Origin of the sequence: Oceanobacillus sp. FSL W7-1281, from assembly GCF_037969835.1 — a bacterium.
GTDB lineage: Bacteria > Bacillota > Bacilli > Bacillales > Amphibacillaceae > Oceanobacillus > Oceanobacillus oncorhynchi.
The window spans coordinates 343,483-367,925 of the sequence record NZ_CP150214.1 but is presented as its reverse complement, the minus strand read 5'-3'; the positions used below and the strand labels follow the sequence as shown (position 1 = coordinate 367,925).

Sequence of the window (24,443 nt, the reverse complement as noted above, 5' to 3'; positions counted from 1 at the left end):
TCTATTCTTCTGCAGGGTTTTCCGGTCCGTTAAGCTCTAATTGATAAAAAGCTAAATCTCTCCATTGCTTAAATTTAAAGCCAGCTTTTTTTATCGTGCCCGCATGCTCAAAACCGAATTTTTCATGCAAGGCAATGCTTTTTTCATTTGCAGCATCAATGCCGGCAATCATTGTCATATATTCTCTTTCCCGGGCGACAGCGATAATTTCTTGCATCAATAAGCTGGCAATTCCTTTTTTCCGATAGCTCTTGTCCACATACACAGAATGTTCAACGGAATATTTATAAGCCGGCCAGTCTCTGAAAGGCCCGAATGTAGCAAATCCCGCCACGTTTCCATCCTGTTCACAAACAAATATGGGATAACCTGCATCCTTTTTCTGCTTATACCATACTTCTCTGTTCTCCAATGTTTGCGGTTTATAAGAATAAACAGCGGCAGTATGCACGATGGCGTCATTATAAATCTCTAAAATGGCTGATAAGTCATTCGTCGTTGCTTCTCTTATCATTTTATTCTCCCTTTCACAGCGGTTTTATCGATAGTGTGGAATTATCTCAGCAGCACGTTGATAGGTGAACTGTTTTATCCACCAAAAGGTATTCTTCTGTACTTAATCAGAACATTTCCCCCTCATAAAAAGAGCTTGGCATTGCTTCAAAATCATATTCTCGCAGTTCCTCCAAGGTGACATTGGCATGAGCTCCTTCATGCACCATCAAGTTGCTGTCCTCGCCTAGATGAACTGCAATAAACGGTTTATTCGTTCCATAAGCGTAACCTAATTCAAATGCTGTTCCACTATCTGAATAATTCCCATGATAAACGCCAACAACGATTTCCGCCCAATCAATAAACTTTTTATCATTGGTAAATGTTGCAATCGACCAATGCCGGCTTCCTTCCTCCAGATGATCCATTTGGTTTTTTCGCGGTGAAAAAACATCCAATCCTTTTGCTTCTAAAATTTGTTCCACTTCTTTCAAAGGCTCCATCTCTTTTTCATTAAAGAATGGGCTTGCTAAATAAACTCTCATATTTTGACCTCCATATATATAATAGATAGCATTCAGCTAAAAATGGCATGCATATTTAAGTATATCCATATTATCCGACTTACTCAAAATTTGATGTTGCTATTATTGAATTGGTTACTTGGAAATGAACATTTATCAACCTTTTTAGTTTGCATGCTGAGATACATCCAATATAATACAACTAATACACACGGATTTAATCTACAAGTTCTACTTTAGGAGGAAGCGTCATGGAACAATATGTAAAAGATAGCTGGAATGCGGATTTATACGATGGGAACCATTCCTTTGTATCATCATTTGGAAATCATTTATTAGAGCTTTTATCTCCCGTAGAAGGTGAACAGATTCTTGATGTCGGATGTGGTACGGGAGATTTAGCCCATAAAATCAATCAGCAGGGCGCCGCTGTAACCGGCGTAGATAAATCAGAAAATATGGTGCACAAGGCAAACGATAAATATCCCGATATAACGTTTATGCCAAAAGATGTTTTAGAACTCGAATACAACAATGATTTTGATGCCGTTTTCTCTAATGCAACACTTCATTGGGTAAAGCAGCCCAAAGAAGCACTTCAATGCATCTATAACAGCTTGAAACCCGGCGGAAGATTTATTGCAGAGTTTGGCGGCAAAGACAATGTTCAAACGATTACAAATGAAATCATCCACCAGGTTAAAAAAGCTGGAATCCCCTATACATTAGAACAGTTTCCCTGGTACTTCCCAAGCATAGGAGAGTACACAGCACTAATGGAGGAAACGGGATTTAACGTAACCTTTGCCCAGCATTTCAATCGGCCGACACCCTTAGAGGGAGACAACGGCCTGAGAAATTGGATGGAAATGTTCTGCGGAAATATCTTTGAAAATCATCCGGAAGCTATCAAAGAACGTGTGATGAAACAGGTAGAAAATAACTTAAAGGATGTCCTGTACCAAGAAGGACAGTGGATTGCAGATTATAAACGACTTCGTGTCGTCGGGATAAAGCAAGGCGGCATACCTGCTAAATAAGTTTTGATTAAATAGACAGAACAGGAATCTATAAAAAGAGGGCCATATAGATTCCTGCCTCCCCTATACTTCTCACCAATCCTCTATTCAACGAAACGAAAATAATTCTACCGTCTCTTTTCCCGAAAGCATATTCTTCACGTTAAACTGATTCTTCCTGACTTCCTCATCGCCAATGATAATCACGTTTCGTATGTTTTCTTTATTCGCCCTGTCAAGCGCCTTACCGACCTTTTTATTGCCTAATTCCACCTCTACGTTATATCCTTTATCCCGGAAATATGTTGACACAGACAGCGATTCTTTTTGTCTTCCCAGAGGAATAATATAATAATCCATCTCTCTTCCAGCAGGTTCGATTCCTCCCGCAGCAGCCATCGCTGTATAAATCACATCCAGCCCAAAAGAGATTCCAACGGTAGAGAAAATTTCATCTGTTCCTATCAGTCCGCCGATTGCATTATCATATCTTCCGCCGCTCCCGATGCTTGACTTCATCGAATCATCCGCTAAAAACATTTCATAAACGGTGCCTGTATATATTTCTAGTCCCCGTGCCAGAAACGGATTAAATATACATTGGTCGCTAATATCCAAATAATCAAGATACGATTTCAGCTCTTTTAGTTCCTGCAATCCCTGTCTGACTTGTTCATTTTGATTAGATAATGATTCAAAGCGGGTAAAGTCAGTATGATAGCCTGCCGTCAAAAATTGTTTAATGGAGCGGACCGCATCATCTGACACCCCTAGTTCAGCAAGCTCGGCTATAACTGCGTCCACCCCTATCTTCTCAAGCTTATCCAAAATCAGCACCACTTTATTGATTTTCGCATCCGCTACACCAAACACTTCCAATGCTCCGGTTAATAATTTCCTATTATTATATTGAATATTCACCTGCATTCCGAGTTTGTCAAAGGCATCCAGCGCCATCATCATTAATTCCGCTTCAGCCATCTGCGAATTTACGCCGACAATATCCACATCACACTGGGTAAATTCACGCAATCTTCCTGTTTTTATTGGCCCATCCCGAAATACTTTACCAATTTCATACCGCTTAAATGGCATCTTCAATGTCGGATTCATTGCAGCTACCTTAGCAAATGGAATCGTAAGGTCATAGCGCAATGCTAAATCTCTTTCTCCTCTATCTGTTAAAGTGTACATCTCCTCTAATATTTCCGCACCGCCGCCATATTTGGAAGCAAGCAATTCCGTATAGTTTAAGATAGGTGTTTCCAGCGGCTGACATCCATATTGAATAAATACATCCTCTAATGTTCTCCGAATCGTCCTTCTGACACTTTCTGACTCGGGTAAATAATCTTGTGTTCCTTTTACATTTTGATAATCTATCTTCTTCATTTTCCTTACCTCCTGTTTTTGAATACAAAAAAATCGCACTCTGAGTTAAGTGATTTACTTAATTCGGGATGCGATTTCATGAATAATAGCCTTCCTCATTCGATTTTTTAAACGACCACCTGCTAAAGCAGGTGGATTTGGACATGAATGTCGGCGACTAAAGTCGCTCTTCAGGCTAAAGTCCTGCTCAAAGTCATTAAGCTGAAGCATATTCAAAATAAGACTGAACTCATTCTTCAATCTTGAATATATCGTCTTTGTTTTCATTGAATTGATTGGCTATATAATTTCTTATTATCTCTTCCGTTACTGTTCCAACTGTGGCGCAAAAGTACCCTCTTGCCCACAAATGCTGTCCCCAATATCTTTTCTTTAGTTCTGGAAATTCGTCCTGTAATAACCTTGATGATCTTCCTTTCAGATATTGCATGATTTTACTTGGCGCAACACTTGGTGGACAAGATAATAATAAATGGATATGGTCTTTGCCAACACTACCTTGCAGGATGGTTATTCCTCTTGCTTCACATCCTTGCCTAATCAATTCTCTTGCTCTAACTGCTATATGACCTTGCAATACCTTATATCTATACTTTGTTACCCATATAACATGGTACTTTATATCATATACTGCATGACCGCTTTTTCGATATCCGTCCATACTATCACCTCATCCATTAGTATGGACAAAAAAGATAAGGCTAAAAGCGGATACCGTCTAAAGACGGTGGAGTTAGACCACGCATTTGGAAATTAAAAGTTAAATCGATAAAGCAAGGCTAGTTGATATGATGATGGAATTGTGAGAAGGAATCATTTATTTTAACGAAAACCATTTTGCTCACCTCTGATTTTGGATAAGTCTATCATAACCGATTGACAATTTCAAAGGAAAAACCTGTAACTCAAGCTAGTACAGGTTTTCCAATGCGCTATTCTTTCACTTCTTTCAAATCCCGGTTATTTCGCAAGAACATATAGAAGGATGCACCGAATATGGCTAGATAGCCAAGGATACTCCATATATCTGGAATTTGGCCAAAGAGCGCAATACTAATGATACCTGAATATACCACAGTCGAGTAGAAAAAGATGGATATTTCTTTTGCTGGTGCAAATTTATAAGCAACGGTAATACCAAACTGCCCCACCGTTGCAAATACTCCTGCTGCAAGTAAATACAACCACTGCAGCCCGCTCATAGGCTGATAAAACAAGATAACAGGCGGTAATAAAATAACAGTGGAGAAGAATGAGAAGTAAAATACAACCGTATAAAATTGTTCTTTATTCCCAAGCACCCGTAAAACGGTGTACGCTCCCCCTGCAAAAAATGCGGATAAAATCCCTGCTGCATATGGAACCATATCTAGATTGAAGACCGGTTTGATAATAAATAACGTTCCAAGAAACGCGATAATAACAGAGACCACCTGAAACCGCATTACGTATTCCTTTAGGAAAATCGCAGCAAAAATAATGGTTATAAATGGACTCATTTTATTCAGCATATCCGCATCGGAAAGCACAAGATGATCGATAGCATAGAAATTAAGCAATACACCAGTCATCCCCAGTGCAGAACGCAAGAGTAAATACTTTTGGTTTTCCTTTTTCCCAAAAAGTCGTTCTCTATGATAAAGAACAAAACCTAACGCAATAAACATGGATATCCCATTGCGAAATAATGTTTTTTGTATGGTAGGCACATCCCCTGACAGCTTCACAAACATAGCCATCAGGGAAAATCCTAACGCTGATAATAATAACAATAAGATGCCTTTATTTCTGTCACTCATGAAGCTTTTATTTCCTCCTATTAAATTCTATATTTTTTTTATTCCACTTTTGCACCAGAACAATCTATTAAAAGTAATAAAGCTCAATTGCTCTTAGTCATTGAAATACTTTTCTCGATAAAGAAAGATCCTAAATAAGAAAAACACCTCTGCGGTTGGTATAGTAGTATTGACCAAAATTACACTACCCAAAACAGAAGATGTGTCTTTTACAATCATAGCGAATAACACTGATATTGAAAAATCTTTTGTTTTTTCTAGATGGCAAACCTAATTATGATACAGACTGCAACTACTTAATCGTTTGAAAATAAGTACCCTTATACTTTTCCTTAACTTCTCTACACCTTCTTAGAGTGCAAAATAAGGAACTTAGTTTTGAAATCTGAAAAAATTTTAAAGCCACTCTTATGATAGCCTATCAGCCATATAACTTTAAACATTAAAAAACTGCCTCTAGAAGTTACCGAAAATTTCTAGAGGTAGTTTTAGGTTACTATCTTTTCTACTCTTTCTTCAGAAATCAGACGGCTGCTATAAGAGCGTTAGTGTTCAACACCATAAATGGTTTTAAATCTATTATATCATTGAAATTTAGATTAATTATTTTCTTCTTATTATCCTCACTCCATTTTTCTTAACAACGAAGCATCTAATTTGTTTACTGAGCTTTGACCAGCCAGCCCCATTGTGATGTCTAAATCAGCGAGCATATTTTGCATTACTTCTTTTACGCCTTTCTGCCCTGCAACTGCAAGTCCATACATCAGCGGTCTCCCCACAAGTACTGCTTTCGCACCAAGAGCCATGGCTTTTATAATATCTGACCCTCGCCTAATCCCACTATCCATGAATACGGTTGCTTTATCACCTACTGCTGCCACAATATCAGGAAGGGCGTCTAAAGCCCCGATAGCTCCGTCTACTTGACGTCCACCATGGTTTGATACAATAATACCTTCAACGCCCTTTGCTACGGCGAGCTTAGCATCTTCCGGGTGTAGAATACCCTTTAAAATAATTGGCAGTTTGGTATGCGCACGTAAAAAGTCAATATCATCCCAAGTTAAACCAGTATTCCCAAAAATCGTCGTCCAATGCATAATGGCAGATTGCGGATCTTCTTCCGGTTGCCTATCCAACTTACCCAAAAAAGCAGGGTCAGTAAAATAATTAGCTACACCTTCCCCAGCTAGAAATGGCAGGTATACATTTTTTAAATCCTTCTCTCTCCACGCCATCATTGGTGTATCTAGAGTTACTACAATCGCAGAGTACCCAGATTTTTCAGCACGTCTTAAAAAACTGGCCGCTATCTCAGGATCTCTGCTCCAATACAACTGAAACCAGCGTGGGGCATCTGCCATAACCTCTGCAATTTTCTCCATCGGCACAGAGGAAGCTGAACTCGCAATATAAGGAACTCCCATTTCAGCAGACGCTTTTGCAGAGCCGATCTCCCCTTCTTCATGTATGATAGACTGTACTCCAATAGGTGCTTGTAATATTGGGAAGGGATATTTTTTACCGAATAAATTAACCGATAAATCACGTTGATCTACATTCCTTAACATGCGAGGAATAATCTCCTGTTTGGAAAACGCTTTCAAATTTGCCTGCATTGTTATTTCGCTTCCAGCTCCGCCCGCAATATAGTAAAAAGGACCATCCCGTAATTTTTTACGGGCAAGATTCTCCCATTCTTCATGTATTACCGGAAACCTATTAGGATCTGGATTCTGCATCGTTGCATAAATTTGATACTGAATGCTATTACCTATATTTTCCATATCTTATTTTCCCTCCATTTCCTGTATTTATATATTGGTATCATACCATATATTTTATTTATTTTGTTTTTTCAGTAAATAGTTATTGCTAAAATGATATATTTGCTTCGTAACTTTTTATATAAACTTAAATGAACACAAAAACGTCTTCTAAAAGATGCTCTGCATTTTTTAGAAGACGTTGATAAAATTACACTCTCTTTTTATAAAAAGAAGAGAAAAAGAACAATACTACACCTAGCAACACAGCAATCCCGCCAATAATTCCAAAGTAGAGAATCTCAGTTTCCGGGCTATATAGTTTAACAATTTGCGCATTAATTGCCTGTGCCGAAGCATTAGACAAGAACCAAAGACTCATTGTTTGGGCAGAGAATGCAGCAGGAGCCATTCTTGTTGTAGCTGCTAAACCGACCGGTGATAAACACAGCTCACCAAATACTACAATTAGAAAGCTGAGCACAAGCCATATTGGGCTTACCAGCGTATCAGGACCTGCGTAAATTGCTGGAATTATCATGATTAAGAAAGATAGACCAGCGAAAACCAGACCTAGTGAGAATTTTTTGTGCGTAGAAGGCTGTCTTTTGCCAAGCTTCATCCAAAGTGCCGCAAATACCGGCGCTAACAGAACAATAAATAATGGATTGAATGATTGGAACCAAGATGATTGCAGGGAAAAACCGGCAAATGATAATCTTGTCCGCTCATCGGCATATTGCGCCAAAATAACTGCTCCTTGTTCTTGGATCGCCCAGAACACCATTGCTGCAAGGAATAACGGTATATAAGCAAGTAAACTTTTTTGTTCCTGACTGGTTGTTTTCTTACTGAAATACATGACTAAAAAGTAAATAATCGGAATAATTATCCCTAATATACTGACTAACATGATAAATCCATCAATGGTTAAAATGCCGTTAGAAATCAGAATAGCGCCCAAGATGATAACCACAATCGCGCTGATTCCCATTTTTAAAAATACAGATTTCTTTTCCTCCGGTGATAGAGGATTTGGTACATAAGAGCCAGCGAGACCTAAATATTTCTTTCTTGTAGCCAAGAAAATAATCAGCCCGACTAACATACCAAGAGCTGCTACTCCAAATCCTAAATGGAAATTATATTTTTGCCCGAGTGTTCCGACAATAAATGGTGCAATTAAACCACCAAGGTTAATCCCCATATAAAATATACTAAATCCGGCATCGGTCCGCGGATCTTCTTTATCATATAAATCCCCGACGATATTAGATACATTCGGCTTTAACAGCCCTGTTCCAATAACAATTAAGCCCATCGATACGAATAGAGCTGTAACTCCTCCCGGAAAGGATAAGGCAATATGACCTGCCATAATCAATATGCCGCCATAAAAGACGGTGCGTTTCGTACCAAGCAAACGGTCAGCAATCCAGCCGCCGATAATCCCTGACATGTAAACAAGCGAGCCATAAATAGCCATGATGGAAGCAGCTGTTCCTTTATCCAGATTCAGTCCGCCATCTTTAATCGCATAATACATATAGTAAAGTAAGATTGCTCTCATACCATAGTATGAAAATCTCTCCCAAAACTCTGTGAAAAATAATGTAAACAACCCTTTAGGATGTCCGAAAAAACCTTTTTGCGGAATACTCTTAAGGATCTCTTGCGGGTTCTTCGATGTCATAAGTTTTCCTGTCCCTTTCTATTTATATTAATTTGTTTTTGCTATATATAGGCTTCCATATATTACCGATCATCCATTCCGGCTAAATTGCTGCTCTTACGTAAATATTCAAACAATTAAAAAACACCCCGCCGTCTGGGTTCTAGATTACTGGAATCGTAAAATCGCCAAACAGAAGAGGTACCTGTAATTGATGAGCCTATAAGCAAATGCTGCATGAAATCAGCTCAACTTTTAAAGAAATAAACGGATAAAACATTCATGTCATGCAAGTATGACAACGTCTTTCTTGCATTGCTTCGCTGTTATTTTCAAATATACCGCTAATCACTGCTTTGAAAATAAAGCCGTTTTTATACTTATTTTGGGTTCGTCAGGGTACTACTTCTTTTGTTTATTCCCGTGTATAAAAGTTGAATACTATATATCATACCACTCTGGAAGTTCGATGTAAATAAACTGGTAAATGGTTATTTTTACAATTTTTCATCAAGCATGTATATAGAATCAAAAAAAGGAATTTATTTGGGGATGAAATTAACCAAATTAAATTCCGAATGAGTTCTTTATCTAGTTACCTAATCCATACACTTCCATCTGCCTTTTGACAATTTTTCCATCTACAATATAGTTTAATATACTACTTTTTTATATTTAAAAATACATAGGTTTCTTTCAAAACTGCTTCCAAATTATCTATCAACAAAGCGTGTCCGGCATTTATTGGCGCATAACGAAAATCCATTCCAGCCTCTTGGAAATCCTCCATTATTTCCAACGTCATCTTCTCCGATACGATTAAATCATTTTGGCCCCAGATTACTAAAATAGGAGCGGTGAGATGACGTATTTCCCCAGTTCCATCAACTGCACCATTGGACACTGTACTTATATTGAAGATATTCGCTGCATATGCCGCATCGAGTATATTCCTTTGCTGCGTTGCACTTGTTAAATACTTTTGGTACTGTTCTTCGCTCGGTTGGTTAGTGGAATAAAGCACCTGATCCATAGCTGCTCTAAAAAACGCTTGATTATTCATTTTTTGAGTATCTAACATCCTATTTAATCCAGAATCTTTTACTAATTGCTCTTTGGAATGAATTCTTTTATCGTCTATATTAAAAGCTGGATACCCTCGGGTGGACATAGAAGAAAGTAATACGATTTTATCAACATGGTCTGGATAATCAACAGCAAACTGCATGGCTACTCCACCGCCATTAGACCAGCCCATTAAATAAAACTTCTTCAAATCTATTTGATCAACAAATTGTTTGATATCATCTGAGAAATCTTTGATTGAATCTACCGGCTGATGATAGGTTGATTGTCCATATCCACGTAAATCAACCGCATAGACTGTAAAGATAGGATCTATTTCTTCAAGCAGCAGGTCCCATTGAGCAGAAGATGCCATATTTCCATGAATTAATAATAAAATATGCTCTCCCCCATCTCTTTTCACATAAAATAGATTTTCACCATTATTTAATGTAATATTCATAAATATCCTCCTTTTCTAATTCTATATACTTCTATTCTATCTGATTTATAAATCCTACAAGACTAATAATACAGCTCCTTCAGCGCATACTATTCTTAAGTTACACCCTTTTATTAACTCAATAATATATATTCATTTTTATGCGAAACCCCTTTCATTATACATTAAAATATAATTTCACTGTTGGATGCTTAATAACATAAATAGATTTCGTCTATAATTTTCATTTATTAATGAGATCATTCCTGTAAAATAATTTTTCAACGTCTGCAATTAATGGTATAGTTATGAAAGGGATTGTAAAATAAGGTACGGTCCTTAAAATGTTTTTTCAAGCTTAACAAATCAAAGAAACCGAAATAGAAATACACTCCTATTTTCGCAGCGAATATAGATATACAATTAATGACACTCAAAAGGAGAAACCAAGTGGAAAAAACAGTAGAATCCGGAATATCCAGTGCAATCGGAAAACTTTTTCGAGATAATTTCGGAAAGGGTCCCGAAGCTATTTTTGTATCTATAGCAAAACCATACATTACAATCTATTTAAGAAACTTTTTAGCTCCGATGGAAAAGATTCTGCTGAAGCAGGAAAATGAATTGAAGTTTCAGGAAACCCGTGATTTATTAATGAAAGAACTGACTCCGGAGATACAATCGATTATCTCCTCGCAGGCCGGCGTAAAAGTGGACAAGATCTACTATGACTGGTCGGTAGAAAATAGCAGCGGAATTCTTTTTACCGAGCTGGATTCCAATCTGGATGAGACAATAGAAGATTATCTTGATTATCCAGCCAAAGAACAGGTACACGAAGAGATCAGCCGTTTTACTCAAAAAGCACAAAAGTCTCCGAAACAGCTTACGTCTTGTATGCTTAATCCCCGGACATTGATTTCAAGACGCGAGGATATACTTGTACTGATTGAAAAAGAGCTGATTCATTCGGGATTTGAAAACCAGCTCAGGCTGTCAAAGCGGAAGCTGGAAAAGAGTTTAATTGATAAACAATTCTTAGAATCTGTGCTTCATCAGGAAATACAAGATTTATTTGTAGATTGGGATTTCGACAATGATACAGGGTTTGTTATATTCATACTTAAACCAAAAAAATAATCTGGCGGAAATGTCTAGACAATAGCGCTAAGGCATGAGCCGAAAAGGATCTTTATTCCTTTTCGGCTTTTTTTATTAAATAAAAGGAAAGCAGGTTAATAAATAAGAACGCGAACAGAAAGACAGTTTTATTTGGTATGTTGATTGATTTAGATATCCATCTCCAGAAGCTTCCAACTGTGCTGAATCTGAAGCAATGCATCTTAAAACTCTATCAGAAACTGGAGGAATCGACTATGAAAACTCAATCGTATGTAAACATCCATAAGGAATTGGATATCGTTCATGCTAGACAGATAGGCAGGGATATAGCAAAGCAGATTGGCTTTGGTACAGTGGATCAGGCACGTATCACCACTGCAATATCGGAATTAGCCCGTAACATCTATTTATATGCAGAAAAAGGGGGGATTTCTTTTGAGGTCATCGATACGCTTGGCCATAAAGGAATCATTATGACTGCAACCGACTCTGGTCCAGGAATAAATGATATTCGATTAGTGCTCCAGGATGGCTATACCACTTCAGGAGGACTTGGGGCTGGTCTCCCTGGCGTGAAACGTTTGATGGATGAATTTGAAATCCAATCAGTCATTGGACAAGGAACAACAATCAAGGTGGCTAAATGGATTTAATTAGCAGCATGTCGGCAACTGGAACAATTCCGGCATATTCCCAAAGAGAATTTCATAAATTTTTGCTTGTAACACTGATCTTTTCTACGTTTGTTTCATCGTTGCTGTATTCAGGTTTTGATTCATTGCTTTTACATAAGTAAGAGAATACAATCCTCAAAGAAATCTTATTCATCTTTAACTCCAGCCGCTTTGAAAGTTAATTACAATTCAGCCTCTAAACCCGTCTTATCTTACCCAAACAAATTTTTTATTTATCTAAAAAGCATCTCTTCAGATAAAATATCCAAAGAGATGCTCGATAGATTTAAAATAATTCAGCGATTTTTTATCATCCCTTTATTCCGGCCACGGGGAATGTATAATACAGCTGCAGAAATTCTTATTACGGTATTCCGGCCGAAAATGCTGGACGACATCTTCTTTCATATTACCAAAAGTTGTTTCCGGCTTATGCTTAAATCCTTCATAAAATGCCGGGATAATTTCCTTTTTAAAATTATTCCGAGGGAAAGCCTGTATAACTTCTTCACGCAAATCAGCCGGGAACTCTTCAAATCCGTCTCCCATCACATCTAAACCAACACCAGAGAAAAGAAGGGCTACTTCCGATTCCTTGTGTTCGGCAACTCCAGGAGTTGTGTGTAGAGCAATCGCATCCCATACAAGCTGAATAGATTCTTTTGGAATTTGATACTGCTGTAAAAAGCTTCTGGCTGCATTAGCCCCGTCTACTTCAAAACGCAAATCGGGACTGCTGTACGCTTTGGTCAATCCTAAGTCATGGAATAATGCACTGACATACAGCAACTCTAAATCATAATTCAACTTTGCCTGTTTACCGTTTACCGCTCCAAAAAAGAAGACACGATTGGAATGGTTCCACAGCAAGTCATTTCCATATTCCCTTAGAATATCTGCCGCGTCCTTTGCCAATCGCGTATCTGGAACTTTGATACCTGCTACTTCTTGAATCATCATTCAAACTCCCCTTTACGATTTATTTTCATCTTGGCTCCATTGTAAAAGGATTATTTCCATATAGCAATGCAATTATTTCTGTTATAGAAGCCATTTCATCCCTATCTTAAATTAAATTTATCATGAAGTTAATTTTTTGAGGTGAATTTAGAAGGAATACTACAGAAAGTCCTTTAACCTGGTGCAGTATATTTTCGGATGAATTCATTTACCATATCATAAATTAATGGTAAGATATTTTAAATTTAACTTTGAAGGGAGAAAATAAAATGGAAAGAAACAGCCAGATCATCTGTGAAAAAAGAACCTATTCAAAAGAATTTCATTCGCATCAGCATGCCTTCGGACAGTTTCTTTTCTCTTTACAAGGCTCCCTGGATATCCAAACAAATCAACAGGAACTTCATCTGAAAGCGGATTGCGGATTCTATCTGCCGCCAAACTTCCAGCATCATTACCGCTCTATTGACAGAAATGAATTTCTAATATTGGATATACCGCTGCGATATTTGCCCAGTGATACGGAAAGTATGCATATCAAGCTGGATAAACAATGGAATGCAATCCGGTATTTACTATTGGAAGAGGCGGACGCAAAGGACAATATCTCTGCCTTAACCGATTTGACCCGCTATGTAACCAAAAAACTGCAGACTTCCAATCCTCCTTCCATAGACTATATTCACAACCATTTTAAGGAGCCGATTCGATTGGAAACGCTGGCAAAAATAGAGCATTATCACCCTGTTTATTACTCGGAATGGTTTAAGAAAAGAACTGGCAAAAGCCCGCAAGCCTACATTGTAGACCTGCGTTTACAGGAGGCGGAGCATTTATTGCTTTCAACCAGATTGTCCATATCCCGAATTAGCGAGGAATTAGGCTTCGAGAATGCCTCTTCATTTACAAGATGGTTTGCTAAACATAAAGGAATGGCGCCAAACAAATATAGATTTCTTTAAAGAAGGTAAAAAGTATATGAAACTCAGTATAGAAAAAAGAACAGTCTTTATCTATGATGGGTATATATTCTTTTATTTCGGAGTGAAATCGATGCAAGGAAAACTTTCTGCCTTTCTTATTCTTTTTGCTGCTGTACTTTGGGGAACAACTGGGACAGCACAGGCTTTTGCACCAGAAAATGCCCATCCTATTGCGATTGGGACGATTCGTTTAGCAGTAGGAGGACTCTTTTTATTATCACTTGTCCTTCTATTCGGCAAATTAGAACTAAAAAATTGGCCCATCAAAGCTACGGTGTTAGCTGCTTTAAGCATGGCTTTATATCAGCCGTTATTTTTTACCGCTGTCACCGTCACTGGCGTAGCTATCGGAACCGTTGTAGCCATCGGGAGCGCGCCAATTTTATCAGGGCTTCTGGAATGGATATTTTTTAAAGCTCGTCCGTCAAAAATTTGGTGGGTGTCTACTTTCCTCTCCATTTCCGGCTGTATCCTGTTATTTACCAACAGAGAATCGACGTATGTTGATCCAGTCGGTGTCGTGATGGCTTTAGGTGCAGGACTTACCTTTGCCAGCTACACCCTCGCAAGCAGAGATATGGTTCAAAAATTCTCTTCCTTAAATGTGGTTGCAATCATTTTTACAATAAGTGCGATTTTCTTAGCTCCATTCCTATTTATTTTTGATATGTCATGGGTGGCGAGCTTGCAGGGTATCGGCGTCAGTATTCAACTAGGTGTTGTAGCTACAGGCATAGCCTATTTTCTTTTCGCCAAAGGATTGGCTAATGTTTCTTCTTCAACTGCGGTTACTCTTGCTTTAGCAGAGCCGTTAACAGCAGCATTATTAGGGGTATTTCTGTTAGGGGAGAGCTTAAATACGACTGCCTGGCTGGGTATCTTTCTTTTAATTATGGGGATTGCGATATTGATTGGTTCATCCAGAGCAGCTAACCGGAAGAATAAAGCTGCCGTGAGAGCTACACTCTAAAAAAGAAATGGTTTCATTTATTTCATTTTTCATCATACAGATGAATAAAGGGCAGCGAGATTCTATTCTCATTGCCCTTTTTAGATTTACTTTTTACCCGTCGTAATAAATAATGAAGCGTCCTGATTCATGAAAATATTGCTTCCATGATGAAATGTATGCATTTCTGTATCTCGAAGGCCTGCATGATTCAATGCCTGATTTATTTCTGTTTCTGTAAAGCCGTTATGCACTTTGGGATGCTGTATCTTTTCATTTTTATCAAAATCGGCAATAATAAGCATTCCATTTGGATTTAGGCGCTTACTTAATTTTTGCAGAAGTGTTTCTATATCCGGCACATGCAGCAAAACCAACGATAGGATAATGATATCTGCATGCACATCCAAATTATCTTCTTCTTCCGCTAAATTACATTCCATCGCTTTAAAATGCTTTAATTGCTGCTGTTCTATTTTAGCTTGCGCAACTTGAATCATTTCCTCTGAAGCATCCACGATCCATCCCTTTTCAAAGCGGCCAGCCAGTTGAAAAGCCACTAATCCCGTTCCACCGCCATAATCCAATATGGAATGATATTGCTTCTCAGCTATGCTTTTCTTTATCTCATCGGCGATCACCGTTGCCAGCTCTATTCGTTCTTCTGTGTCATATTTTTTTGCCATTCGATTGAATACATTCTCTTCCAACTTATAGCCTCCTGCACATGGGCTTCTTTTATTTTCCCAAATGAAATCTCTTCGGCTTCTCAATATACCATAATCGCACGTATAAACAAGCAATATGCAATACTATTTGCTGTCTAATCAAAACCTTCTAATCATGCATTATCACCACAGGCATCCCTAATTTGTGAAGGCCCCAGTGCATTTAAAATTCAAACAAACGATTGATTTATTTCATCGGGAAGCTTTATTTACAAGCCATATACTTCTATCTTATAATCACCATTTTTTGTACCTCATCTGGTTTAATAGTCCGTTCTGTTCTCAGCGTCTTTCCAGATTTGAAACGGTTTATCGTACTTATCCGGGCGAACCTGCATCATCTCGATATCACGCTCTTCTACAGGAAGCGCAATTTGATCATAAATAAAACGATCATCAAATCCCGCTTCTGCAGCTTCTGTTTTAGAAGCAGCATAATAAACCGCCTCTGGCCTGGCCCAATAAATGGCGCCAATGCACATGGGACATGGTTCACAGCTGGTATAGATTTCACAATCCGTTAATTGGAAACTGTCCAGTTTCTGGCACGCTTCCCGAATCGCCTGCACCTCTGCATGAGCTGTGGGATCATTGGCTGCTGTGACTTGATTATTTCCCGTGCTGATAATTTCTCCATCCTTTACAACAATCGCTCCAAATGGACCGCCGCCAGTAACTGCACTTTCCTCGGCAATTTCTACTGCCTTTTCCATCCATTTCTTATTACCCACAAGTAACCCTCCATTTTGTTCACAAATTGTTTCCATCCTATACATATTGAAAACGCGTTCATCATTATAACATATCGACTTTTACTCATTCTATCATGCCCCGCCCCTTGATAAAAAAAACTGCTGTGTTATCATTGCCTCAGTATTGAAATAAAGGAGATATTACCCATGAATGTTCCAATCCTTTATGAGGATAATCATTTACTTTTTGTAGAAAAGCCTGTCAACGTGCCTGTACAGGAGGACCAGTCAAAGGACCAGGATTTGCTGAATTTCTTGAAGGAGGATATAAAAATACGTTATCAAAAACCAGGCAATGTTTACCTGGCGCTGGTTCATCGTCTGGACCGCCCTGCAGGAGGTGTCATGGTATTTTCGAAAACATCTAAAGCAGCCTCCCGTCTATCTGATGCCATTCGCCGGCAGGCTGTAGAAAAGAAATATTTGGCAGTCGTGCGGGGAGTACCTGATAAAAATCAAGCTTTGTTAGAAGATCACTTAGTCAAAGATAAACATGAAAACAAGGTATATACAACGCATCCAAATAATAAAAATGCTAAAAAAGCAAAATTAGAGTATGAAGTAATTGGGAGCAAAAAAAATTTAAGCCTCCTTTCCATTAAACTGCATACCGGCAGACCGCATCAAATTCGTGTACAGCTCTCCTCCCGCAATTTGCCGCTTTACGGCGATCAAAAATACGGAGGAAAATGGAACCAGACTGGGGAACAGATTGCTTTATGGTCAGAAACACTTGCAGTGGGACATCCTACTAAAAAAGAAGAAATAAAAGTACAATCTCAGCCGCCAAATAGGTTTCCATGGAATCTGTGGTGAATCGGAATAAGCTTTTATTCTCCCTAACAGCAGACTTTTCAGTTAGCGGCCACATCAAAACCATTGCTGCACGCCAGAAGAAAAAGATTGTACATTGTTAATTTTTCCATTCATAGATTCATTCATATTTCCGCATAATAAGCTTGAAATGCCTGAAGGAGGTATCTATGATGGGTGAAATCAGTCAGTTCAAGGGTGGAGAAAAGGCTCCCAATAACGGGGTCTATATTGAAGTTGGTGAAACAGGCAGCAATGTAGAAGACCCGCAGCAGGTTTCAATGAAAGCTGGGGAAAAGTTTCCAGAAACGAAGAACAACGACCGTGTTTGGAAAAACAAACGCAGCCAGTCCCATCCAAGCCCGCGAAATAGCAGAAGTACGAATTAATTCAAAAAAGCAAAGGAGTTTCTAGTCTGGATTCCTTTGCTTTTTGTATATACAATCTCTTTTATTACGCCTCTCCTATTCTGATTGCCTCCCGTATCTATGAAATAGCGCTTCTCCCACCAAGCCCAGTCCTATTCCTATCATGGTTCCCGCTGCAACATTTCCTGTAAATAAACCAACACCGATCCCCAAACACGTCAAACCTCCGATAATCAAATTATCCCTCCTCTATTCAAACTAAAAATAAACTCCTTATTTTATTACCCGTTCTTTTAATAAAAATTTAATAAATGATTTAGATTTCTTTAAGGTATTACTCTTAGTATATGAATTGTAAGCGAAAAAAGTATGATAACAAAATAGAAAGGAGCTTATTTGATGACCATTCATAAAATAAATGATTATTTAGGTATACCGGTGCTTACTTTACTATTGCTTTCTCTGTTAGGCATTCCCCGCGTCGTTTTACACGATTTATCCATGGTGGAGGAAGGAAGTTGGATTAACAGCATCTTGGTCTTTGCACCGATTATTATATGGATTCTGTTTATTGTTTTAAAAAAGGTGGAAAAACCCTTTTTATCTTTATTACTCATTGGGTTTTTCTACGGGATATTTTTAGCAATCGTTCACCAAATTCTTTGGACTACTGCTTTAGACACACCTATTCAATTTGGCGGTAACTTAAGTGACCTGCCACAGTCAGCAGTAAATATTATTGCTCGTACATTTGCATTCTTCAGCAGCGTCACAACCGGCATCGTACTAGGCGCAATCACAGGAGCAGCCGGCTCCCTAGTGAATGTTATTAAGAAAGGCTTTAAGTCAGCATAAGCACAGAAAACAGACCAGCATTAACATACAGCTGCGCTCCGATAAAGGAAAAGCTCCTGAAATTTATAAAATGAATCGGATTATGATGCGCCATTTCAATATAAAAAATAAAGCAAACCGCTCTTTTCAAAGGGCAGTTTGCTTTTTGGAATTAACACTCACTAATCATCAGGATATTCCCGTCCGGATCTTTAAAATTAAAATAATGATCATACTCTACCTCTGTAAGCAAATGCACCTGTTTATCTTTCATGTATTGAAATGCTTCTTCAATATTATTAGTATTCAGGTGAAATGCCGGTGTTTTAAAAGTTTTATCCTTTGCGTAAATTTTACTATCCAACACAATTCCCGCGCCCTTCATAGGGATAACATAAAGATGACCAAAAAGGATTTCTCCATCTGCATGTAATCCTAAAATATCACAATACCAGTCTCTTGCTTTTTCGATATCGCTTACCGGGATAAACACGGTTCCAATCTGTTTGAGGATAGGACTATCCATTAAAGCACCTCTCTTCTAATTTTTCAAACGGATTATTCATACTTGCTTCCCGTAACAAAAAATTTGTCTTTTCCTCCAAATGAAAAGGACTATCAAACCTGCTTTTCATCTAAATCTGAATAAAGCATTCCGTACACAATGCTATCTGTCCATTCACCCTTATTCCAAAAATCCTGTATAAAATGCGCTTCTTTCCTCATCCCTATACGCTCACATAATTTTTGCGATGCTTCATTTCTCGCATCCAGATTTGCCTGGATACGATGCACATCAAATGAGTTAAACAGTCTTTCCACTAAACCACGCACAGCTTCAGTTGCATAGCCTTTTCCCGAAGCTTCTTGAGAAAAGCTGTAACCAATTTCAACCGTATCTTTCATCTCTGTATACCATACAGATAAATCACCAATCACCTTATTGCCACTTACCACTGCCAAATTTAAAGCAGTTTCTTTTGTAAGCACATTATTCTCCAGCTTATTATGAAATTCCTCTTGTTTATTTTCATCGGTCCACTTTTCATGCAACAGATATTTACAGGTGGCTTCGTTATGATAAATATGAAATACATCCTCTAAATCGTCCACATTAAATGGTCTAATAAGTAACCTGTCTGTTTTAAATTCCAAAGCGTATCCTCCTATTTTTCTGTTATTTTGAATGGTGATGATAATACAAATTTATCTAATTAAATTATACCAAATCTTCTTACAATGTATCACTTTTCGTGCGATTCGGAATCACCTTCTAAAACGAAACATCCTTTTATCAGTGTTCATAAGAGATTATCTGTAATAAAATATCTTGCATCAAACTTTAATATGCACTTTACAATAGTGTGCGTCATACACTATAATGAAAGTAGGAGTTGATAACATGGCGGATGCAAATGAACATTTAGATAAAATCATGCAGGAATTGAGAAGAGGAACCATTACAATAGGTGCATTAAGCCAGCTCTCAGAGCCGCAGTATGGTTATTCTCTTGTGACAATGCTTCATGAAAAAGGAATACACGTTGAACCTGGCACATTATATCCACTGCTGAGGAGACTGGAAAAACAGGGACTCTTAGATAGTACATGGGACACGAATGAATCGAGACCGAGGAAATATTACGTACTGAGTAAAACAGGAAAAGAAGTCTTTGATTTACTGGTTGTTGAATGGAAGAACATTGCTGCCAGCATGGATCAGGTAATAGAAAATAAGAGAGGTGACGAAAATGGAGATGATTAACCGGTATATTTATGCAGTTACGCAAAAGCTGCCTCAATCCCAGCGTGAAGATATTGCCATTGAGCTGCGCGGGCTAATTGAGGATATGCTGGAGGAACGAGCCGGGCAAGGGAACAGAAGAGAAAACGATGTAGAAGAAATCCTGCTGGAGCTGGGCAGTCCAAGGTCATTAGCTGATAAATATCGAGGGAAAAAGAAATATATCATCGGCCCGGAGCTTTTTGATACCTATATTTTAGTAGTTAAGATTGTTCTCATTGTTATAAGTTCTTTGATAGGTATTGGGTTTATCATCCAAACTATTTTAGAGCCGATGTCTATTTTAGATCATTTTATTGATATGATTGTTTCTGCCGTTACAGAGCTTCCACAGGCTTTCGGCTGGACAACATTTTTGTTTGCTATCGGTGAGCTATACGGTGGAATGAAACAAAAAGATTTAATCGGGAAGGAATGGAAGCCTGCAGACTTACCGCCCATTCCAGATGAAAAGAGACAAATCAAACGCAGTGAGTCGATTATCGGAATTATTTTCTACACGATAATCATTGTATTTCTTGCCTTTTCGAATGAGTTCTTTGGAATTTGGGTATTTCAGGATGAATTTAACGGTGTTGTTCCATTTTTAAATGAACAGACCTATGGCTCCTATTTATTGTTTATTGTTCTCATATTCGGAGCTGGAATTATCAAAGAATGCCTGAAGCTCGTTGCCGGGGAATGGACGTATAGGTTAGCTGCTTATACAACAATTGTAAATGTCGTATCGATGGCAGCAGTACTATTTATGATTAGCGGTCCTGATTTTTGGAATCCTGAATTTATGAATCAATTGGCAGAAGCCGGAATGGTTACGGCTGGTTCTGAAACATTTAATACGGTAACCATGATTTGGAATCAATCCACGTTCTGGATCCTTATTCTGTTTATTGTCGGTTTAGTATGGGATGCTGTGGACGGATTTATCAAGTCTCGAAAAAAATAATTATATTCTAATGACGCATGGTTGAACAGAGAACAATTCAATCATGCGTCATTTCTCAGATTTTAACGTTGAGATAATTAGCGAATAGTTGATGCATCCATATTCACCTTTCCTGGTTAAAGGAATGTTCTGCTCATTTAGATACGTTTAACCAACTTCCCATTTTTTTAAATAATGTAAGTACTGTTTGCTTGGGCATCTATCCTCTCTATCCCCAGTCATTTTAAACCATTTATCCATTCATTCATATTTTCATTTGGTTGTCTCTCTTCAATCAACATCTTTAAATAATAACATTCATTTTGTAAGCTGATAATATTTGAATTAAAGACTCCAAGTACCAATCCTCCCAAAGCCGAATAAAACCGTTTCTGTATAATAGCTTTTCCAGTAAAGAATTATGAAACTTTATATTCTCACCGTTTTCTAATCAAATTGTAATCATCATCTTATCCGTTTCATTTAAGATGTTGTATGGAATGGAGGTGAAAAAATTGGCAATAGAGATTTTCAAAAGAAGAGAGCAAAAATATCTGATTACGTTGGAACAATATTCGCTCTTGCTGGAACAAATAATGCCCTATATGCGGTCAGATAATTTTGGTGTAGATGGAAGATATGTTGTCAGCAGCTTATATTTTGATAGCGATGATCACAAAATTTATTTTGAAACAAAGAATAAATTGGCTTTCCGGCAAAAACTTCGCCTACGCACCTATAATGAAACTGGTATTGAGAAGTCAGCTTTTTTTGAGATGAAGCAAAAACATAACAATGTGGTCAACAAACGAAGGATGTTACTTCCGTTAAAAGAAGCATATCACTATCTTGAAAAAGGAGATAAAAAACATTTAAATGACTTTCATACATCTAATTCGCAAGTACTTCGTGAAATTGATCACTTTCGAACATTATACGGACTAAAACCGGAAATGGTTGTTAGTTATGATCGCCATGCACTTCACGGAATAGACAACCCTGAGTTGCGTATTACATTTGATTTTAATCTACGCTGTCGCAATGATGATTTGCTTCTGGAACACGGTTCTGATGGAGAGTACTTTATTGATTGCAATCTAGTTGTATTGGAAGTCAAAGTAAATGATAGTGTTCCATTATGGTTAACCCGTATTTTACAGGCCCTTCAATGCGAACAGCGAAGTGCATCTAAATACTGTACCAGTATGGAATTGCTGCAGAGAAATCAACTGCCAGGTAAAATTGAAAGAGAAGTTGTATCAACAGGAGGAATATAGAATGGATTTTATGAATAAAATATTCGATTTACAAGCAAGTGAACCATCCAGCATTTATATGATTTTACTTGCATTGGTCATATCAACTTTATTAAGCCTAGTTATTACGAAGGTTTACATAATCACATTTACAGGCGAACGTTATGCACAATCCTTCGTACACACTATTATTATTTTGAGCATTATTGTCTCTGTCGTTATGAACGTTGTTAGTGATAATGCCGGAGTTGCATTTGGACTATTTGCTATTTTTTCACTGATTCGATTCAGAAGTGCGGTCACCAATGTGAAAGATATTGCGTATATTTTCTTCGGTCTTTGCGCAGGCATGACATGTGGGCTTTTTCGATTTGATTTAGCGATCATACTTACCTTATTTGCTTGTTTAGTACTTTACTTGCTTTACAAATTTGAATATGGAAAAGGAAAAGATACACAAATTTTAAAGGTAACTGTACCGGAAAACTTAAATTATGAAAATCTGATGCATGATCTACTTGCTGAGTATACACTAAGTTCTTCATTACGACAGGTTGAAACTACTAATCTCGGAACAATGATTTTGTATACTTATGCTATCCGTATGAAAAATGAAGTGCATGATAAAGAACTATTAGATCATATTCGCGAAAAAAATGCTAATTTAAAAGTATCCATTACTTATATGGAAAATACTGATGGGTAGAGTAAGCAGATAGCGTAAAGCCTTTTTATTAAGATGCGCTATATAAAAGAGGATATTAAAAAAGCCGAAAAGCAAGCGTTAAATAAGATAATCCTTTGAAAAATCATTTTATTTAACGCTGGCATTCTAACCTCGGAAATATATTATGACAATATACCTACCGAGAATGCTGAACAACTTTAATTGTTATATTTACATTACTCCTTTATTTATTACGCCTTTTATAAAATCGACAATGCCATCTTCCACTTCTTCTCGAATATCTCGATAGTTGTGAATTTCGTGGCGATAACCACTGTACAATTTTGTTTTTACAGTATGGCCTGTCTCTGCTAACCAATTGGATACAGCATAAACCCCTTCTCCATATAAACCGACTGGATCCTGATCACCAGCAATATTATATATAGCTATGGAGATAGGGACATTCTCTGCCCACTCTTTTCCAACAATCTGCTCCATCATTTGTACAAAATCATATAAAGACCGGATATTAGGAGGCGATGTAAAGTTATTAAATGGATCATTCGCATGATCAGCTACAATATCCGGATCACCACTGATCCAATCATTCGCTGTATTCGGCTGATCTATCCGATCTGTCATCCAGCCCAATAACTTGCCCAGCGCCTCTGCATCCACTTGGTCTCCCTCACCTGCATCAATTCGGTTTTTCAACTCTACACTCAACTCAGCGGCAGTCGGTAAAACACCGGATGTGCCGCATAAAATAGCACCTTCCACTCCTTCACCATATTTAGTTAAATAATTTCTAACAATCATCGAACCCATACTATGACCAAATAAGAAAAATGACAGATGAGGGAATTTCTCTTGTACCATTCGACGTAATTGGTGTTCATCTTCCACCATCGTCATATACCCTTTCTCTCCCCAATTTTCCCAATTACCAGAATCATACGCTGTTTTTCCATGACCAATATGATCATCACAAGCTACAATAAAACCTTCTTCATTTAACCTTAAAATCATATGCAAATATCGTCTGGAATGCTCTCCGAATCCATGCACCAGCTGTATAATTCCTTTTGGTTTACGAATCGGTGTATAAATCCACCCCTTAATCGTATCCTGCTCACTAAATGACGTAAATGATACCTCATGCAATCCCATATTCATTTCCTCCTTCATAAAAATAATAAAAAAAGACACACTAAAATCGATCCTTTCTAATTCGGACCATCTAGTGAGCCTTCTCCAATTCTCATCTCTTTTTCATTAACTTTAATTTCAATTATAAATCCATTTGTAAGCGTTGTCAACTTGTAATTTTGTAATTATTAATTTTAAGAGAGTATCTTCTTTATTAACAAAAAATGATTTTATTAGCACACCTATTAACTCTTAATACAATTTATAATAGCATTTTAT

General features: G+C 37.7%; 27 protein-coding genes. 12 read left to right on the top strand and 15 right to left on the bottom strand.

The genetic code is table 11. From position 1 onward, the window contains the following. Position 1: 1 nt before the first annotated feature. Positions 2 to 514 carry an N-acetyltransferase family protein gene (locus tag MKX55_RS01950; protein ID WP_339181829.1) on the bottom strand — a complete coding sequence of 171 codons (513 nt, stop codon included), beginning with the start codon at positions 512 to 514 and terminating at the stop codon, positions 2 to 4. Between the two features lie 106 nt (positions 515 to 620). Beyond that, complete coding sequence (locus MKX55_RS01945) at positions 621 to 1,040, bottom strand: nucleoside 2-deoxyribosyltransferase (protein ID WP_339181826.1); 420 nt, start codon at positions 1,038 to 1,040, stop codon at positions 621 to 623. A gap of 230 nt (positions 1,041 to 1,270) precedes the next feature. On the opposite strand from MKX55_RS01945, the gene MKX55_RS01940 reads away from it, so the two are divergent. Further along, entirely contained in the window at positions 1,271 to 2,059 is a 789-nt protein-coding gene (locus MKX55_RS01940) for a methyltransferase domain-containing protein (RefSeq protein WP_339235622.1), read from the top strand. Between the two features lie 87 nt (positions 2,060 to 2,146). Here MKX55_RS01940 and MKX55_RS01935 read toward each other — a convergent pair whose 3' ends face one another. From MKX55_RS01935 to MKX55_RS01910, 6 genes are all read right to left on the bottom strand, one after another. Continuing rightward, a complete protein-coding gene (locus tag MKX55_RS01935; RefSeq protein ID WP_339235620.1) occupies positions 2,147 to 3,430 on the bottom strand; it encodes a histidine--tRNA ligase in 1,284 nt (427 codons plus the stop codon). Between the two features lie 229 nt (positions 3,431 to 3,659). Continuing rightward, complete coding sequence (gene tnpA, locus MKX55_RS01930; RefSeq protein ID WP_256708565.1) at positions 3,660 to 4,091, bottom strand: IS200/IS605 family transposase; 432 nt, start codon at positions 4,089 to 4,091, stop codon at positions 3,660 to 3,662. A gap of 271 nt (positions 4,092 to 4,362) precedes the next feature. Then, positions 4,363 to 5,229, bottom strand: coding sequence for a DMT family transporter (locus tag MKX55_RS01925; RefSeq protein ID WP_339181818.1), 867 nt, complete (start codon positions 5,227 to 5,229; stop codon positions 4,363 to 4,365). A gap of 623 nt (positions 5,230 to 5,852) precedes the next feature. Beyond that, positions 5,853 to 7,019, bottom strand: a complete 1,167-nt coding sequence (locus MKX55_RS01920) for a lactate 2-monooxygenase (RefSeq protein WP_339235618.1) — start codon at positions 7,017 to 7,019, stop codon at positions 5,853 to 5,855. A 190-nt stretch (positions 7,020 to 7,209) separates the two neighbouring features. Beyond that, a complete protein-coding gene (locus MKX55_RS01915) occupies positions 7,210 to 8,691 on the bottom strand; it encodes a peptide MFS transporter (protein WP_339181812.1) in 1,482 nt (493 codons plus the stop codon). 640 nt (positions 8,692 to 9,331) lie between these two features. Continuing rightward, a complete protein-coding gene (locus tag MKX55_RS01910) occupies positions 9,332 to 10,198 on the bottom strand; it encodes an alpha/beta hydrolase (RefSeq protein ID WP_339235616.1) in 867 nt (288 codons plus the stop codon). A gap of 429 nt (positions 10,199 to 10,627) precedes the next feature. Between MKX55_RS01910 and MKX55_RS01905 the strand changes: the two genes are divergently transcribed. Next, positions 10,628 to 11,317, top strand: coding sequence for a Na-translocating system protein MpsC family protein (locus MKX55_RS01905; RefSeq protein ID WP_339181766.1), 690 nt, complete (start codon positions 10,628 to 10,630; stop codon positions 11,315 to 11,317). A gap of 236 nt (positions 11,318 to 11,553) precedes the next feature. Beyond that, a complete protein-coding gene (locus tag MKX55_RS01900; protein WP_339181764.1) occupies positions 11,554 to 11,952 on the top strand; it encodes an anti-sigma regulatory factor in 399 nt (132 codons plus the stop codon). A 339-nt stretch (positions 11,953 to 12,291) separates the two neighbouring features. Here MKX55_RS01900 and MKX55_RS01895 read toward each other — a convergent pair whose 3' ends face one another. Then, positions 12,292 to 12,930, bottom strand: a complete 639-nt coding sequence (locus tag MKX55_RS01895; protein WP_289584660.1) for an HD domain-containing protein — start codon at positions 12,928 to 12,930, stop codon at positions 12,292 to 12,294. 272 nt (positions 12,931 to 13,202) lie between these two features. On the opposite strand from MKX55_RS01895, the gene MKX55_RS01890 reads away from it, so the two are divergent. Beyond that, positions 13,203 to 13,895, top strand: coding sequence for an AraC family transcriptional regulator (locus MKX55_RS01890; protein WP_339235614.1), 693 nt, complete (start codon positions 13,203 to 13,205; stop codon positions 13,893 to 13,895). 91 nt (positions 13,896 to 13,986) lie between these two features. Next, complete coding sequence (locus tag MKX55_RS01885; protein ID WP_339235612.1) at positions 13,987 to 14,886, top strand: EamA family transporter; 900 nt, start codon at positions 13,987 to 13,989, stop codon at positions 14,884 to 14,886. Positions 14,887 to 14,972: 86 nt separating this feature from the next. On the opposite strand, the gene MKX55_RS01880 is transcribed toward MKX55_RS01885, so the two are convergent. Together MKX55_RS01880 and MKX55_RS01875 are read right to left on the bottom strand one after the other, a co-directional pair. Next, positions 14,973 to 15,575: a class I SAM-dependent methyltransferase gene (locus MKX55_RS01880; protein WP_339235610.1), complete on the bottom strand. Its 603-nt coding sequence runs from the start codon at positions 15,573 to 15,575 to the stop codon at positions 14,973 to 14,975. Positions 15,576 to 15,856: 281 nt separating this feature from the next. After that, a complete protein-coding gene (locus tag MKX55_RS01875) occupies positions 15,857 to 16,324 on the bottom strand; it encodes a nucleoside deaminase (protein WP_339235607.1) in 468 nt (155 codons plus the stop codon). Between the two features lie 168 nt (positions 16,325 to 16,492). Here MKX55_RS01875 and MKX55_RS01870 point away from each other — a divergent pair, with 168 nt between their 5' ends. Continuing rightward, complete coding sequence (locus MKX55_RS01870) at positions 16,493 to 17,161, top strand: RluA family pseudouridine synthase (protein WP_339235604.1); 669 nt, start codon at positions 16,493 to 16,495, stop codon at positions 17,159 to 17,161. A 170-nt stretch (positions 17,162 to 17,331) separates the two neighbouring features. Beyond that, entirely contained in the window at positions 17,332 to 17,547 is a 216-nt protein-coding gene (locus MKX55_RS01865) for a YjzC family protein (protein ID WP_256708578.1), read from the top strand. A 75-nt stretch (positions 17,548 to 17,622) separates the two neighbouring features. Here the strand turns inward: MKX55_RS01865 and MKX55_RS01860 are convergent, their stop codons facing one another. Further along, complete coding sequence (locus MKX55_RS01860) at positions 17,623 to 17,763, bottom strand: hypothetical protein (RefSeq protein WP_175297021.1); 141 nt, start codon at positions 17,761 to 17,763, stop codon at positions 17,623 to 17,625. Between the two features lie 162 nt (positions 17,764 to 17,925). On the opposite strand from MKX55_RS01860, the gene MKX55_RS01855 reads away from it, so the two are divergent. Next, a complete protein-coding gene (locus MKX55_RS01855) occupies positions 17,926 to 18,381 on the top strand; it encodes a hypothetical protein (protein WP_339235602.1) in 456 nt (151 codons plus the stop codon). Positions 18,382 to 18,532: 151 nt separating this feature from the next. On the opposite strand, the gene MKX55_RS01850 is transcribed toward MKX55_RS01855, so the two are convergent. After that, positions 18,533 to 18,886: a VOC family protein gene (locus MKX55_RS01850; protein WP_339235600.1), complete on the bottom strand. Its 354-nt coding sequence runs from the start codon at positions 18,884 to 18,886 to the stop codon at positions 18,533 to 18,535. A 92-nt stretch (positions 18,887 to 18,978) separates the two neighbouring features. After that, the gene (locus MKX55_RS01845) at positions 18,979 to 19,515 is read right to left on the bottom strand and encodes a GNAT family N-acetyltransferase (RefSeq protein ID WP_339235597.1); all 537 of its coding nucleotides are present in this window, start codon (positions 19,513 to 19,515) and stop codon (positions 18,979 to 18,981) included. 247 nt (positions 19,516 to 19,762) lie between these two features. On the opposite strand from MKX55_RS01845, the gene MKX55_RS01840 reads away from it, so the two are divergent. The 4 genes from MKX55_RS01840 to MKX55_RS01825 all read left to right on the top strand — a co-directional run bounded on the left by MKX55_RS01840 (position 19,763) and on the right by MKX55_RS01825 (position 23,051). After that, entirely contained in the window at positions 19,763 to 20,125 is a 363-nt protein-coding gene (locus MKX55_RS01840) for a PadR family transcriptional regulator (protein WP_042531134.1), read from the top strand. Next, positions 20,112 to 21,110 (top strand): hypothetical protein, encoded by a 999-nt coding sequence (locus MKX55_RS01835; RefSeq protein ID WP_339235595.1) that lies wholly within the window; start codon positions 20,112 to 20,114, stop codon positions 21,108 to 21,110. Before MKX55_RS01840 ends, MKX55_RS01835 begins: the two co-directional genes overlap by 14 nt. A 494-nt stretch (positions 21,111 to 21,604) precedes the next feature. Next, complete coding sequence (locus tag MKX55_RS01830; RefSeq protein ID WP_289585451.1) at positions 21,605 to 22,366, top strand: polyphosphate polymerase domain-containing protein; 762 nt, start codon at positions 21,605 to 21,607, stop codon at positions 22,364 to 22,366. 1 nt (position 22,367) lies between these two features. Beyond that, complete coding sequence (locus tag MKX55_RS01825; RefSeq protein ID WP_139089043.1) at positions 22,368 to 23,051, top strand: DUF4956 domain-containing protein; 684 nt, start codon at positions 22,368 to 22,370, stop codon at positions 23,049 to 23,051. Positions 23,052 to 23,243: 192 nt separating this feature from the next. Here MKX55_RS01825 and MKX55_RS01820 read toward each other — a convergent pair whose 3' ends face one another. Then, the gene (locus MKX55_RS01820) at positions 23,244 to 24,185 is read right to left on the bottom strand and encodes an alpha/beta fold hydrolase (RefSeq protein WP_339235593.1); all 942 of its coding nucleotides are present in this window, start codon (positions 24,183 to 24,185) and stop codon (positions 23,244 to 23,246) included. Positions 24,186 to 24,443: the final 258 nt, after the last annotated feature.

What these genes read in the sequence shown, in the direction of transcription:
- MKX55_RS01935 (WP_339235620.1), bottom strand. Translation starts at nt 3,430, where the DNA reads ATGAAGAAGATAGATTATCAAAATGTAAAAGGAACACAAGATTATTTA.
- MKX55_RS01855 (WP_339235602.1), top strand. Translation starts at nt 17,926, where the DNA reads ATGACCATTCATAAAATAAATGATTATTTAGGTATACCGGTGCTTACT.
- MKX55_RS01850 (WP_339235600.1), bottom strand. Translation starts at nt 18,886, where the DNA reads ATGGATAGTCCTATCCTCAAACAGATTGGAACCGTGTTTATCCCGGTA.
- MKX55_RS01895 (WP_289584660.1), bottom strand. Translation starts at nt 12,930, where the DNA reads ATGATTCAAGAAGTAGCAGGTATCAAAGTTCCAGATACGCGATTGGCA.
- MKX55_RS01825 (WP_139089043.1), top strand. Translation starts at nt 22,368, where the DNA reads ATGGATTTTATGAATAAAATATTCGATTTACAAGCAAGTGAACCATCC.
- MKX55_RS01920 (WP_339235618.1), bottom strand. Translation starts at nt 7,019, where the DNA reads ATGGAAAATATAGGTAATAGCATTCAGTATCAAATTTATGCAACGATG.
- MKX55_RS01900 (WP_339181764.1), top strand. Translation starts at nt 11,554, where the DNA reads ATGAAAACTCAATCGTATGTAAACATCCATAAGGAATTGGATATCGTT.
- MKX55_RS01945 (WP_339181826.1), bottom strand. Translation starts at nt 1,040, where the DNA reads ATGAGAGTTTATTTAGCAAGCCCATTCTTTAATGAAAAAGAGATGGAG.
- MKX55_RS01950 (WP_339181829.1), bottom strand. Translation starts at nt 514, where the DNA reads ATGATAAGAGAAGCAACGACGAATGACTTATCAGCCATTTTAGAGATT.
- MKX55_RS01840 (WP_042531134.1), top strand. Translation starts at nt 19,763, where the DNA reads ATGGCGGATGCAAATGAACATTTAGATAAAATCATGCAGGAATTGAGA.
- MKX55_RS01925 (WP_339181818.1), bottom strand. Translation starts at nt 5,229, where the DNA reads ATGAGTGACAGAAATAAAGGCATCTTATTGTTATTATTATCAGCGTTA.
- MKX55_RS01820 (WP_339235593.1), bottom strand. Translation starts at nt 24,185, where the DNA reads ATGGGATTGCATGAGGTATCATTTACGTCATTTAGTGAGCAGGATACG.
- MKX55_RS01910 (WP_339235616.1), bottom strand. Translation starts at nt 10,198, where the DNA reads ATGAATATTACATTAAATAATGGTGAAAATCTATTTTATGTGAAAAGA.
- MKX55_RS01940 (WP_339235622.1), top strand. Translation starts at nt 1,271, where the DNA reads ATGGAACAATATGTAAAAGATAGCTGGAATGCGGATTTATACGATGGG.
- MKX55_RS01885 (WP_339235612.1), top strand. Translation starts at nt 13,987, where the DNA reads ATGCAAGGAAAACTTTCTGCCTTTCTTATTCTTTTTGCTGCTGTACTT.
- tnpA (WP_256708565.1), bottom strand. Translation starts at nt 4,091, where the DNA reads ATGGACGGATATCGAAAAAGCGGTCATGCAGTATATGATATAAAGTAC.
- MKX55_RS01835 (WP_339235595.1), top strand. Translation starts at nt 20,112, where the DNA reads ATGGAGATGATTAACCGGTATATTTATGCAGTTACGCAAAAGCTGCCT.
- MKX55_RS01870 (WP_339235604.1), top strand. Translation starts at nt 16,493, where the DNA reads ATGAATGTTCCAATCCTTTATGAGGATAATCATTTACTTTTTGTAGAA.
- MKX55_RS01915 (WP_339181812.1), bottom strand. Translation starts at nt 8,691, where the DNA reads ATGACATCGAAGAACCCGCAAGAGATCCTTAAGAGTATTCCGCAAAAA.
- MKX55_RS01865 (WP_256708578.1), top strand. Translation starts at nt 17,332, where the DNA reads ATGGGTGAAATCAGTCAGTTCAAGGGTGGAGAAAAGGCTCCCAATAAC.
- MKX55_RS01890 (WP_339235614.1), top strand. Translation starts at nt 13,203, where the DNA reads ATGGAAAGAAACAGCCAGATCATCTGTGAAAAAAGAACCTATTCAAAA.